At 65.8% G+C, this 12,815-nt stretch carries 13 protein-coding genes; 6 read left to right on the top strand and 7 right to left on the bottom strand.

Annotated features, from left to right (window positions below; all coding sequences use genetic code 11):
- Window positions 1-202 precede the first annotated feature (202 nt).
- Both RMP10_RS23250 and RMP10_RS23245 read right to left on the bottom strand, forming a co-directional pair.
- Window positions 203-385 (bottom strand): hypothetical protein, encoded by a 183-nt coding sequence (locus RMP10_RS23250; protein ID WP_310572444.1) that lies wholly within the window; start codon window positions 383-385, stop codon window positions 203-205.
- 19 nt (window positions 386-404) lie between these two features.
- Entirely contained in the window at window positions 405-875 is a 471-nt protein-coding gene (locus tag RMP10_RS23245; RefSeq protein ID WP_310572443.1) for a peptidylprolyl isomerase, read from the bottom strand.
- A gap of 95 nt (window positions 876-970) precedes the next feature.
- Between RMP10_RS23245 and RMP10_RS23240 the strand changes: the two genes are divergently transcribed.
- From RMP10_RS23240 to RMP10_RS23225, 4 genes are all read left to right on the top strand, one after another.
- The gene (locus RMP10_RS23240; protein ID WP_310572442.1) at window positions 971-2,524 is read left to right on the top strand and encodes a DUF1800 domain-containing protein; all 1,554 of its coding nucleotides are present in this window, start codon (window positions 971-973) and stop codon (window positions 2,522-2,524) included.
- Window positions 2,525-2,549: 25 nt separating this feature from the next.
- Entirely contained in the window at window positions 2,550-3,824 is a 1,275-nt protein-coding gene (locus RMP10_RS23235; RefSeq protein WP_309669125.1) for a DUF1501 domain-containing protein, read from the top strand.
- On the top strand, window positions 3,821-4,315 hold the full coding sequence (locus tag RMP10_RS23230) for a hypothetical protein (protein ID WP_310572441.1): 495 nt from the start codon (window positions 3,821-3,823) through the stop codon (window positions 4,313-4,315). The genes RMP10_RS23235 and RMP10_RS23230 overlap by 4 nt, the downstream gene beginning before the upstream one ends.
- Window positions 4,316-4,445: 130 nt before the next feature.
- Window positions 4,446-4,826 (top strand): VOC family protein, encoded by a 381-nt coding sequence (locus tag RMP10_RS23225; RefSeq protein ID WP_310572440.1) that lies wholly within the window; start codon window positions 4,446-4,448, stop codon window positions 4,824-4,826.
- 135 nt (window positions 4,827-4,961) lie between these two features.
- On the opposite strand, the gene nth is transcribed toward RMP10_RS23225, so the two are convergent.
- From nth to RMP10_RS23205, 4 genes are all read right to left on the bottom strand, one after another.
- Complete coding sequence (gene nth / locus RMP10_RS23220; RefSeq protein ID WP_310572439.1) at window positions 4,962-5,681, bottom strand: endonuclease III; 720 nt, start codon at window positions 5,679-5,681, stop codon at window positions 4,962-4,964.
- Window positions 5,681-7,459 carry a PHP domain-containing protein gene (locus RMP10_RS23215; RefSeq protein WP_310572438.1) on the bottom strand — a complete coding sequence of 593 codons (1,779 nt, stop codon included), beginning with the start codon at window positions 7,457-7,459 and terminating at the stop codon, window positions 5,681-5,683. The genes nth and RMP10_RS23215 overlap by 1 nt, the downstream gene beginning before the upstream one ends.
- 150 nt (window positions 7,460-7,609) lie before the next feature.
- The gene (locus tag RMP10_RS23210) at window positions 7,610-7,996 is read right to left on the bottom strand and encodes a hypothetical protein (protein ID WP_309672937.1); all 387 of its coding nucleotides are present in this window, start codon (window positions 7,994-7,996) and stop codon (window positions 7,610-7,612) included.
- A 16-nt stretch (window positions 7,997-8,012) separates the two neighbouring features.
- Window positions 8,013-8,990 (bottom strand): alpha/beta hydrolase, encoded by a 978-nt coding sequence (locus RMP10_RS23205; RefSeq protein ID WP_310572437.1) that lies wholly within the window; start codon window positions 8,988-8,990, stop codon window positions 8,013-8,015.
- A gap of 62 nt (window positions 8,991-9,052) precedes the next feature.
- Here RMP10_RS23205 and RMP10_RS23200 point away from each other — a divergent pair, with 62 nt between their 5' ends.
- Window positions 9,053-10,720 carry a HEAT repeat domain-containing protein gene (locus RMP10_RS23200; RefSeq protein ID WP_310572436.1) on the top strand — a complete coding sequence of 556 codons (1,668 nt, stop codon included), beginning with the start codon at window positions 9,053-9,055 and terminating at the stop codon, window positions 10,718-10,720.
- 488 nt (window positions 10,721-11,208) lie between these two features.
- On the opposite strand, the gene RMP10_RS23195 is transcribed toward RMP10_RS23200, so the two are convergent.
- A complete protein-coding gene (locus RMP10_RS23195; RefSeq protein WP_309672934.1) occupies window positions 11,209-12,276 on the bottom strand; it encodes a M42 family metallopeptidase in 1,068 nt (355 codons plus the stop codon).
- Between the two features lie 29 nt (window positions 12,277-12,305).
- On the opposite strand from RMP10_RS23195, the gene RMP10_RS23190 reads away from it, so the two are divergent.
- On the top strand, window positions 12,306-12,662 hold the full coding sequence (locus RMP10_RS23190) for a sulfite exporter TauE/SafE family protein (RefSeq protein ID WP_309672933.1): 357 nt from the start codon (window positions 12,306-12,308) through the stop codon (window positions 12,660-12,662).
- Window positions 12,663-12,815: the final 153 nt, after the last annotated feature.

Genomic DNA, 12,815 nt, shown 5'->3' with positions numbered 1-12,815 from the left:
GCGTTCAACGACTCTGACCCCTTGAACGCCCTTGAACGCCTTCTCTGACAGTCTGAGAACTGCAAACGCCCTAGGAAGCAGGGGGGAGGGTATCAGGGGGCAGGAGGCAGGACGGCCATGCGGAAAGGGGCAGGACCGCGTTTCCGCAGTCCTGCCCCCTCCTACCTGATACCCTCCCCCCTGCTACCTGGGGAGTTTGCAGTTACCCAACCAGCGGACTCACACTGACGGCAACCGCCGCCTTCTTCTCCGCCTCGTGCCCCTCAAACTTGCCGTTCGTCCAGATCACAATCCCGTACAGGATCGCGCCGACCAACACGGCACCCCCGATCAGGCCCATGAACGCGGCACCCTTGTCGCTGCCCTGCTGTGCGTGTCCGCCCATCTCAGATCTCCGGAGAAAGTCAGTCGGCGTCGGTGACGCGCACCGAGACCATGCCATCATTCGCCACAATCGAGGGCAGGAACTCGAGCCCCGTCGTGACCTTGCCGAATACCGTGTGCACGCCGTTCAGGTGGCGCGTGTTCGCCTCGCTCAGCACGATGAAGAACTGGCTGCCACCGGTGTTCTTGCCGGCATGTGCCATCGACAGCGCCCCCACTTCGTGCTTGTGCGGGTTCCCGGCCGTTTCGCACGGAATCTGCCAGCCCGGGCCGCCCGTGCCGACGCGACGATCGCCCGCGGGCAGATCGCGTGAGTACGGGTCGCCGCCCTGCACCACGAATTCATCGATCACGCGATGGAACTTCACGCCATCATAGAACCCCTGATTCGCGAGCTTCTCGAAATTCTCTACGGTCTTGGGCGCCTCGGCCGGATACAACTCGGCGACAAGGGTCCCCTTGGTGGTCTCGAACGTTGCCAGCTTGGCCACTGTGTCTCCTGGATCCTATTGGGTGTGAAGACGGGAAAACTAATGCGATCCCCGCGCATTGACAGAGCAGCCCGTCGGGTAGGATACTCGCTGCCATGAAGACCAACCGCCGGGAATGGTTGAAGACGGGGCTCGGCGCCGCCGCCAGCGGGGCCGTTTTGGCCTCGGCCGGGGCCGCACTCGCCCCGGCTCCCCTTGCTGCCCAGCTTCCCTCGACCCGCAATGCTCGGCTGGGCGGCCTCCTGAGCCAGCTCGGCCAGCAGGCGTTCTGGACGTCGCCCGAGCTCCGGCTGCTGCGCCGGACCTCGCACGGCCACACCGCCCCCCAAGTCGCCCGCGCCTTCGAGCTCGGCTACGAGGCCTACCTCGAGGAGCAGCTCAACCCGCAGCGCATCGACGACACCGCCAGCGACCGCTATCTCGCCGCCACCTACCGCGATCTGCTGGCGCTCACGCCGCGTCAGGCCATGACCATCGCCGACAGCGGCAGTCCGTACTTCCAGATCATTCGCCCGCTTGGCCGCATGACGGTCGAACGCGCCATGCTCTCCGAGCGCACGCTGTTCGAGCGCATGGTCGAATTCTGGTCCGACCACTTCCACGTGCCGATCGATGGCGCGTACAGCCTCAAGCTGTTTCACGAGCAGCGGGTCATTCGTCCACACGCGCTCGGCAAGGTCAGTGATTTGATCAACGCCAGCATGCGCAGCCCGGCGATGCTCTGGTATCTCGACCAGGTGTGGAACACGAAGTGGGGCATCAACGAGAACTACGCGCGCGAACTGATGGAGCTGCATTCCGTGGGCTGGGATGGCGGCTACACGCAGGGCGATGTGCGCGAACTCGCCCGTGTGCTCACCGGCTGGTCCGTCGATGGGCAGGGCATCTTCCAGTACAAGGCCGAGCTGCACGACTTCGAGGCGAAGACGGTGTTCGGGATGAACTTTCCGGCGCGCACGCCTGGCACCGGCACAGCGGGCATGGACGAAGGCATCGCCTTTGCCGCGATGCTGGCGAATCATCCCGCCACCAAACGCTTCATCGCGGCCAAGCTGCTGCGCTGGTTCGTGCGCCCCGATCCCACCGATGCGCAGATCGGTGCGGTGGTCACGGCGTACACGCGCAGCGGTGGCGACATCAAGGCCATCCTCCGCGCCGTGCTCTCGCGCGAGAACCTCATGCGCGCACCGGCCAAGTTGAAGCGGCCCATGCATCTCATGGTGTCGGCGTTGCGCACCACCGGCGCGCGGGCGGTACCGGTGGCCGATGTGCGTCGTGACTTCGACGGACTGTACTTCCCGCTCGAAGCGATGGGCCATCGTGTCGGCGGATGGCCCACGCCCGATGGATATCCCGATCGCGCCGAGTTCTGGGCGGGAATGATCATCGACCGGTGGAACAACGTGAACACCGTGCTGCAGGTCGCCAACACCACCGGCGGCTGGACGATCGTGGATCTCGATGCGTTTCTCGCCACGCCAACGGTCGACGGTGTCGTGGCCGCGATTCGCTCGCGGCTCTTCGGTGGCGAGATGTCGGCCGATCTCGACGCGGAGCTGCGTGCGTGGCTCGCCGTCGGCATTTCGCGCAGTCGCGTGCTCGACGCGCTGCACCTCGCCACGATGGCGCCCGAATTCCAGTTCTACTGACGGTCCGCTGATGTCATCCGACTCCATGACTCATCCGCGCGATGATGTCGCATGCGACGAATACCGACACGTGAGTCGGCGCCGCTTTCTCGAACTCGGCTCGATCGGCGCCGCGTCGGCCACGCTGCCGTCGTGGTTGCCGTCGGTGCAGTTCGCCGAATCCGAAGACGGTGTGCGCGATGTGCTGGTGTCGGTGTTTCTGCGCGGCGGTGCCGACGGGTTAACGCTCGTCGCCCCCTACGCCGATCCCACCTACTACGCGTTGCGCCCCACGCTCGCGATTCCACGCCCCGACAGCAACTCGCCCAACCGCGGACTCGCGCTCGGCACGTTCTTCATGCTGCCGCGCACGATGGCGCCGTTGATGGCGCCGTACTTGTCGGGTGAGCTGCTGGCGGTGCACGCGTGCGGACAGTCGGCCACGAAGTCGCGTTCGCACTTCGAGGCCGAGCGCTATCTCGAGCAGGGCAAGCCCGAGGACTACACGATTCAGTCGGGGTGGCTGGCCCGTCATCTCGCGACCAGCGCGCCGGTCGATGCCACCGCGCCCATGCGTGCCACGTCGATCACCTACGGCATGCCACGCACACTCGCCGGTGCGCCCAAGAGCTTGCCGGTGCCACGGCCGGCCTCGTTCGGCGTAGCGTCTCCCAACACGGCGGCGCTGCAGCGCCTCTACAACGGCGCCTGGACGCCGATGCGCGACAGCGCCATCGACGGAATGGCGACGGTCGCCCTGCTGAACAAACTCGATTTCAACGGCTATCGCCCGGCCAACGGCGCCACCTATCGCAACGACAATCTGGGGCAGGCTTTGCGTGCGATCGCCACGATGATCAAAGGTGATATCGGACTCGAAGCGGCGCACGTCGATGCGAACGGTTGGGACACGCACGCCAATCAGGGCTCCATCGGTGGCGTGCTGGCCGACAACATGACGGAATTCGCCAGCGCCCTCGGCGCGTTCTGGCAGGACCTCATGCAGGGGCCGATCAATTATCGCGTGACGCTGATTGCGACTACCGAATTCGGACGCAACGCGCGCGAGAACGGTAGCCTCGGCACCGATCACGGCCGCGCCAGCGTGATGTTCCTGATGGGCAAGGCGATCGCCGGCGGACAGGTGATCACGCAGTGGCCCGGTCTCGAACGCGAACAGCTCGAAGACGGGCAGGATCTGAAGGTCACGATCGACATGCGTGACGTGCTCGCTGAAGTGGTGCAGAACCGTCTCAACAACCGCAATCTGTCGGCGATCTTCCCCGACTATACACCACGCTTTCGTGGAGTGACCAAGTGACCGCTTCGCTGCTCGTTGCCGTTCGCTCGCGCGTGACTACGCTGATCACCACGGCGTCGCTGCTGGTGCTCGCGGCGTGCACGGGCCCGGAAGGACCGGCAGGGCCAACGGGGCCTGCGGGTCCGACCGGTACGCCGGGCGCTCCCGGTACGCCCGGCGCCACTGGTGCCACTGGAGCAACGGGCGCCACGGGACCGGCGGGGCCTCAGGGACCCTCAGGCGTCGTGAATCGCATCGAGAGCAGCGGCATTTTCAGTTTGAGCGGCACCTTCGTGATGCCGTTACCGGCGGCTGCGGTGGCGAACAACAAGCTGCCGTTCGTGGCCTGCTGGATCAGCATCGATGGCCGCACGTGGCTGTCGGTGACGCAAACGCCGGTCACGAACGAAGACGTGTACTGCGGCGTGACGGGCGTCGGGACGAGCGCGGCCGGAGTGACGATCGTGAATGGGGTGACGGGGTGGAGGTACTTCGTGCTGGCGATGTGGTGAAACTCAACAGATGAGCTGCGCTAAGAGTTGACTGCGCTAAAAAGTAACGGCGCTAAAAAGTAGGGGCGCTAAGAGTTAACGGCGTGAACGGCAAACGGCGCCAACAGCTAACGGCGTGAACGGAGGAGTGATGCTCGGAAGTACACAACCGGTGGCATTTCTCGCGATCACGGACGTCGAGCGCGCACAGGTATTCTACGGCGATGTGTTGGGGTTGCGGCTGATCTCCGACGATCCGTTCGCGCTGGTGTTCGATCTCGCGGGCGTGCCTCTGCGACTGCAGAAGATTCGTGAGTTCTCGCCGCATCCCTTCACGTCGCTCGGATGGCACGTTGACGACGCGACGACCACTATTGCTGCGTTGCGCGCACGAGGGGTGGAGTTCGAGCGCTTCGGCTTCATGGAGCAGGATGCCGACGGCGTGTGGACGGCACCCGGGGGAGCGCGTGTCGCGTGGTTCAAGGATCCTGACGGGAATCTGCTCTCGTTGACGCAGCTCGTAGCGGCGTAAGCACCCGCAATACGTTCGGCCATGCCACGATCGTGGCCGCTGCCCTCGTCGGAATGCTCGCCGGTCAAGCCCACCGCCCAAAGCCAGTTTCGCCGTTTACTCTTAGCGCTGTTGACTCTTAGCGTCCCTAGCCGTTCAAACAGCCTCGCAACTCGGACAGACCTCTCTCACCACGCACGCCGCGCATTCTGGTTTCCGCGCGAAGCACCGCCGTCGTCCGTGCCAAATCAACAAGTGGCTGAGCAGCGCCCAGTCCTCTCGTGGAAACAGCGGCATCAGCGCCTTTTCAATCCCGATCGGGTCGGCTTCACGCGTGAGCCCCAAGCGTCGCGCCAGCCGTTGCACGTGCGTGTCTACCACGATGCCCTCGTTGATGCCGAACGCATTGCCCAGCACCACATTCGCCGTCTTGCGCCCAACCCCTGGTAGCGGCACCAGCTCGGCCACCGTGCGCGGTACCTCGCCACCAAAACGGTCCACCAGCATCGTGCCCATGCCGATCAGGCTCTTCGCTTTCGCGCGAAAGAACCCGGTGGTGCGCACGATCTCCTCCACGTCCTCTTGCCGCGCGACACTCAGCGACTCGGCATTCGGATAGCGCGCAAACAGCACCGGCGTGACCATGTTCACGCGCACATCCGTGCACTGCGCCGAGAGAATTGTGGCGCATAACAGCTCGAACGGATTGCGATAGTCCAGTTCGCAATGCGCATCAGGATACTCGGCCTTCAGGCGCTCCAGCACGACCGTGGCGATAGCCAACTTGTTCGCTTTCGTTTTCGGTGACCGCGAGACCAGCGCCGCGCGCTGCGACGGCTTCTGCCCGTAAGTCTTCGTGGTCTTGCGTGCCGCCATCAGCCCTGCATCACACGTAGCGGCGGCAACGTCGAGGCCACGCCTCCACGGCGCGCGCGTGCGAACGCCAACACTTCGTCGGCGGTACGCGTGTTCAGCACGTTGGCCGGTGTGAGCCAGCCTTTCCGTGCGCTCGCGATGCCGAGTTCGAGGTGCTCGAACCCTTGCGGGGAATGGGCGTCGGGGCCGATGCTCACCAGCGCGCCCTTCTCCTGCGCTATGCGGCACGCCCGCCAGTCGATGTCGAGACGGTGCGGATCAGCGTTGAGCTCCACCGCCACGCCTACGGCGCCGGCCTTCTCGATGATCGCCGCGATGTCGATCGCGTACGGTTCGCGCGTGAGCAGCAGGCGGCCGGTGGGATGGCCGAGGATCGTGAGATGCGGATCGTCGAGGGCCTTGAGCACGCGGTCCGTCATCTGCCGCTCGTTCATGCCGTAGCGCGAGTGCACCGACCCGATCACGAAGTCGAAGCGATCGAGAAACGCCGCATCGTAGTCCACGCGACCGCAGGGCAGGATGTCCGCCTCGATGCCCTTGAGCACGCGGAACCCGATTCCCTGCGCCACATAGTGCGCATTCAGCGCATCGATCTCATCGTGCTGTCGCAGAATTGCATCGCGTGCCAGGCCACCGGCGTAGGTGTTCGACTGCGAGTGATCCGAGACGCCCAGATAGCGCAGTCCACGCGCCCGCGCCGCGTTGGCCATGTCGCTGATAGTGGCGCCGCCGTCGCTGTACTGCGAATGACAGTGCAGGGCACCCACCAAGTCCGCCTCGGTGATCAGCGTGGGGAACGGGCCGCGTGCAGCGGCCTCCACCTCGCCCATCGCTTCGCGCTGTTCGGGCACCACGTACGCCAAGCCCAGTCGCGCATACAGCGCGGGCTCGTCGGGAATCGACACCAGTGCGCCGTCACGATCGCGCAGTTCGTCGCCCGCCAGCACAAAGCCCAGCCCTGCCGCGCGCTCGGTGATCTGCTTTACGTGCGCGCTGCTGCCCGTGGCGCGCCAGAGCGCCAGCGCGAACTGTTCCGGACGCACGCAGTGCACGTCCACGCGCACACCGTCTTCCAGGCGCAGCGACAGCGTGCGGCCACCGCCGCCCAGCACTTCCTTCACCCCACGCAGCTGCGCGAACGATGCGGCCACCACGCTGGGGCTGCCCCGTACCGCGCACACCACGTCCACGTCACGCACGATCTCCATACGGCGACGGATCGAGCCCGCGATCTCGAGCCGCAACACGTCCGGATTGGCGCGAATCGCCTCGGCAATCCGCTCGGCCTCGGCACGACCATGTTGCCAGAGCACGTAGGCGCCGGTCGCGCGCAAATCGGCGATGCCCTTGAGGATCTTCTCCGCCGTCTTGGCGCCGAACTTCGGCAACTCGGCCAGCCGTCCATCGCGCGCCGCCAATTCGAGATCCAGCAGCGAGTCGATGTGCAGGCCGTCGTGGATGGAGCGGATGCGCGACGGCCCCAACCCGGGCACGCGCAACATCTCCAGCAAGCCCTCGGGCGTCTCTTCCTGGAGTCGCTCCAGCAGGGCCGAGCCGTTGCTCATCGCGAGATCACGCAGCACCTCGATGGCCGCCGGCGCAATCACATCCTCCGCCGCCAAGTCGCGCGCCATCGCCTGACCGAGATCCGTCTCACCATGCGATGCCACGACTCGTGCGGCGGTCTGCATCGCTCGCACCGAAAACCGATCCTCGTCGTGCAACTCGAGGAGCGTAGCGATCTGCGTCAGGGCGAAGGCGGCGGAGCGGCAATCCATGCAGGAAATCTAGCGTGGTTCGCGGGACAAGAACTCCTAACTCCCTAGTGAGCAGGGGGGAGGGTATCAGGGGGCAGGAAGGAGGTGAACCGCGCACCTCCTGCTTCCTCCGTCCTGATACCCCCCTGCTACCTAGGGAGTTTGCTGTTCCTATCCCTCAATCCCCGCCAAATGCCTTACCTGCTTCACCAACTGCCCCATCTGCTCCTCCGTCAGGTCCAACTCCTGACTGGCCGCCTCACTGTCCAGCAGCCCCGTCCGTACGCTCACCGCGACCTGGTTCATGTAGCGCACCTTTGACAGCAGCTCCAGCGTGAGCTGGCGCAGGCCGTGGAAGCGCCGCTTCTCGGCGTTCGCGCGGCGGCAGCGCTGCGTCAGCTCCTCCGGGCGCAGATCGCGAGCCAGCAGCTCCACGTCGTGCAGGGTGCGGCCGGGCAGGACGCCGCGATCGGGGATGCCGTTGTTCGCCCATCCCGGTTCGGCGAAGAACAGGCGTCCCACCAGTTCGATGCCGTCGTGCGCCGTGTGCAACGTCACGCGCACCTCGCGGCCATCAACGTGAATCGTGGTGAGTGGAGTGTGCGTGACCGGACCGAAGGGAACCATGGCTCTCAGCGAGGAATCGACGTATGGCGGCAAATAAGAGTTCCGGCTGTTCGACGTAGGGCACATGCCCGCAGTCGTCCAACGCGATGAACTCGGCGCTCAACGACTGCGCAACGGCGGCAGCCGACTCGAGCGGAATAGGATCCTGTCGACCATGGATGACGAGCGTCGGGCAGTGCACGGCACGTAACTCGTCCCTGATGTCGAATTCACCCAAGCTCTCCCACACCGACTGCTGCACACGACCCGTGACGCGAAAGGGCGTGAGTGCACGAGAACGTGACGGGTCGGCGAAATATCCGGCCACGCTCAACTCGAACCCACGCTGGCGATACGCGGCCGGATCCCGCTCACGCAGGCCCGAGGCCGCGAGTTCCTCGCGCATCGCCAGTATCGTTGCACTTCGCCCGCGCGCGGAGAGCGACGCTTCGAACTCGTCGCGCCAGGCACGGGTGATCGGCGCCGGCGACACCAGCACGAGACGTGCCGGAGCGAGACGCGCATCGCCGTCCTTCGCACACTGTATCGCGTAGAGCATCGCGAGCAGCGCACCCCACGAGTAGCCCACGATCGTGGGCGGCATAAGGCCGAACTCCGTGACGATTTGGGCGAGATCCCGCACCTGCGTCTGCCACGTGATCGGCGTCGGATCGTCTGTCTTGGATTTGCCCCCACCACGCTGATCATACGTGATCACGCGATACGTATCCGACAGCGACCGCATCTGCGGATACAGATAGTCATGATGCGCGCCCGGGCCACCGTGCAACAACAACAGCGGCGGCGCGCCCGGCGGCCCATCGGCCCGCCAATAGAGCGGCAACTCGGTGGTCTGCGTCACACCATCGGTCATGGAATTGTCCGACATGGAATTGTCCGACATGGCCGTGTCCGACGGCGTGGCGGAAAGATCGTGGTGTCCCATGTCCGGAAGATAAGGCGCGCGCGCTATCGCCATCGACCGGCCCGCTTCGTAACTTCTCGCGCATGGGTCCCCTTGGCTACCGACGCAGCACTCCTGGTGCGAGCTCGACCGACAGCGGCATGCAGCGTGCAGTGCCCGACGGCCGTTCGTCCCGCGCGGTACTTCGGGCCCTCGCGCTGCTGATCGATCGGGTGGTCACGGTGCAGGCCCTGCGCCCGCCCGAAAAGACGCGCGAGATCGACGCTGAGCTCGTCATGCAGCCGTTGGTGCGCGATGCCCTCCGCCAGCTCACCGCGCGGTCCCGCGACGGGGCCCTGCTGTGCCGCATCATCGACGGGCAGCTCGTGCTCGAGGGCGTGCCCATCGAGCGTCGCCTCGCCGCCGACGATCCGCTGCTCGGCGGATTGCTCCGCCGCTCCCTCACCCTCGGCATCGGGTCGATCACCGTGCGTCAGGGTGCCGCGCCCGGTGAACTGCTCACGCTCGCCTCGCTGTTGGCGCAACCGTTCCGTACCGGTGAAGACGCCCGCCCGCTGTCGGGAGACACGCCCACCACCATCACGCGCGCGGTCACGAGCGACGAGCAGCCCCGCGAGTTGCTGCGCTCGTGGAGTGTGCTCGTCACGCCGCTGCAGCCCGGCGCCGATCCGATGCCCCGCATCACGCCCTCCAGCCCCGGCGTGATCGACGACAGCGGGATCGGGACCAGCACGGTCGGCGGCAGCGCCGTTGCGAACGCCCTTTCGCGACTGGCCGCCGCCCGCACCGACGACGCCGCCCTGGCCGCCAGTGATCTGCTCGTCGAGCTTATCGACGGCGCCGAATTTCGCGGTGACGCACTCACCATCGAATCGATCGCGCGCGCCACGATGCAACACGTACACACGGTCGGCGGCGGTGGTGGGCGACTGGGCGGCGAACGCATCATGCGACGGCTGCTACACCGCACCTCGTTGCGCCTGCTGGCCACCCGCGTGCCCTACACGCCCGAGCGGACGATCACGCTCGAACTCATGGCTCGCGCCGGTGACGCTACCGTCGAAGTGCTGGTGCAGGAGCTCATGAGTTCGCAGGAAAGCCAGGCCCGACGCGCCTACTTCGACAGTATCGTCGCGCTCGATCTCCATGCCACGATGCTGTTCGATCTCGTGCGCGACAATCGCTGGTTCGTAGTGCGCAACGCCGTCGCGCTGCTGGGTGAAATGGGCGTTGAACAGGCCGACGTGGCCATGCTGCCGCTGCTCACACACGACGACGATCGCATCCGTATCGCCGCCGCCCGCGCCCTCATGCGACTCGGTACGGCCAAGGCGATGCACGGCTTGCACGGCGTGATCGAAGACCAACATCCCGAAGTGCGCCGCATCGCCGCCGCTGCGTACGGCCTGCCAGGCATCGGCGGTGGTGGCGTGCGCCCGCCCGCCGCTCGACTGGCCGCTGCGCTCGACAAGGAGCGCGATGAAGACGTGGCGCTCGAAATGCTCGCCTCACTCGGCAAGCTGGGCAGCGCCGACGCGATTCAGCGACTGCTGCGCATCGCGCAGCCAGCGGCCGCGGCGGAGCCGGGCGAACGTCAGACCAATCGCGACGCGTGGATTCGCATTGCGGCCCTCGAGGCCCTCGTTCGCGCACGCGGGTACGCCGTGATGGGCGCCATCGATTCACTCGCTGGTGACGCTGACCCCGAAGTGGCGGCGGCTGTCGTTCGGTTGCGGGCTACTATCGCTTGAACTGCTGAAACTGCGCTTCGGTCGGCGCAGGCTTCGGGGCGGCCGAGGAGATCCCCGGCCGCCGAGCATTTCCTCTCGGCCGTCGCTGCGCGCCGACCTTCGAGGAAACGAGTCGTCGGCCGGGGACTCTCGGCCTCCCCTCGCAGCAGGGAACCGTGCGAGGCGCTGTTTGCTGTGGTGTGATTACCGCCCCCAACGCAAACGACAGTCGCCCGGCGACCGTCTTCCGCGTCACCGCCGATCGCCCCGCACGAGGCCACACGGGAACCACGCAGCCTCACTCCATCTTTCCGGCGCCACGCGCTTTGGTTCGCACGACACCAGTCCGCGCCGCTGGCACCGCAGCCGAGAGAGTCCGAAAGCCGACTCGTTTTTCGAGACTCGGCGCCCCGCGCCGGGTCGAGAAAAATGCTCGGCGACTCGGATCTCTACTCGGCTAAGGGGCCAGCATCGCGGACGGCTCCGCCAGCACACCCAACCCTCAACCCCTACCGCGCAGTAAAGTCAGTGTCCGCCGTAACAGCCCGACAAGCTTCCGCGATCAAATCCGCCGCCCGATCCAGGTCGTCGAGCGACACGAGTTCGTTGGGCGAATGCATGTAGCGGTTGGGGATCGAGAGCAGGGCCGTGGCTACGCCATCGCGCGTGAGGTGGATGCCGTCGGCGTCCGTGCTCGTGAAGCGGCCCGCCGCGTGCACCGAGTACGGGATCTCGAGCTTCTTGGCCGTGTCGGCCAGTAGGCGGAACACCACCGGGTGTACGATCGACCCGCGGGTGAGTACCGGTCCACCGCCCACGTTGTGTTCGCCGAGTTCCTTCTTCTCCACGCCCGGATGATCGGTGGCGAACGTGACGTCCACCGCGATCGCCATGGCGGCGTCGAGCTGCTGGGCGGCCACGCGTGCACCGCCGCCGGCGTAGCCGATTTCTTCCTGCGCCGTGGCGGCCGCGATCACGCGGGCGGCGCCCGGCTTGGCGGCGTAGCGACGCAGCGCTTCGAGCACCACGAACGCGCCGATGCGGTCGTCGATGGCGCGCGACACAATGCGATTGTTCGGCATCTCCATCACGCGCGCATCGATCACGCCGGCGTCGCCGATCTCCAGATGCTCCATCGCTTCGGCCTTGTTCTTGACGCCGATATCGACCCACAAGTCGGTGATCTTCGACGCCTTTTCGCGCTCGTCCGGCTTCATGAGGTGAATCGGCTTCTTGCCAATCACGCCGAACACGTCGCCGTGGCGACCGAGGAAGCGCATGCGCTGACCCACCAGCACCTGCGGATCCCATCCACCGATCGGCTCGAAGTAGAGGTAGCCGTTCTCGTCGATGTAGGTCACGATCACACCGATCTCGTCGATATGACCGGCCAGCAGGATCGTGGGGCCACCGCTGCCCTCGACGGTCGCGAGGCTGTTGCCGACGACATCGGCCTTCACGGAGGAGAACGTGGCGGCTTCGGCACGCCAGACGCGCGCCGGTGCGCCTTCGAAGCCCGACGGACCGGGCGTGTCGAGCAGGCGCTTTAGAAAGGCTACGGAGGATTCAGAAAGCATAGCCCAAATATAGGTGCTATCCTTGGTGCATGATCCTCCTCCTGATCGCCATCGGCGTCGGTGCCGGCGTCCTCTCCGGCATCTTCGGAATCGGCGGCGGCATCGTGATTGTGCCCGCGCTGATCTACCTCGCCAAGATGCCGCCGCAGCAGGCCGCCGGCACATCACTCGCGGCCCTCGTGCTCCCATTAGGCGCCGCCGTCGGCGCCATGGCGTACTACAAGGCCGGACACCTGCAGCCCAAAGACGCGCTGTTCATCGCCGTCGGCATGGCCATCGGCGCGTACTTCGGCGCCCAGATCGCCACGCATGTGGACGCATCGGTGCTGCGAAAAATGTTTGCGGCGTTGATGGTGGCGATGGCGGTCAAGATGTGGGTGGGGTAATGGGTCGCGCTTCGCTCCACCCTGCTTCCTAGTTTCAAGGGGTCAGAGTAGTGGGTTGGGCGCCGGAAAACAATGAGGGGCCAGGAAAAAAAACCAAAAACCCAAACCCAAAAAACGACACAAACCCCACCCCATCAGCCACCGACCCAGCAA

Source organism: Gemmatimonas sp., assembly GCF_031426495.1.
Classification (GTDB): Bacteria; Gemmatimonadota; Gemmatimonadetes; order Gemmatimonadales; family Gemmatimonadaceae; genus Gemmatimonas.
The sequence above is the reverse complement of the archived record's forward strand: the minus strand, read 5'-3'. Positions and strand labels throughout refer to the sequence as shown.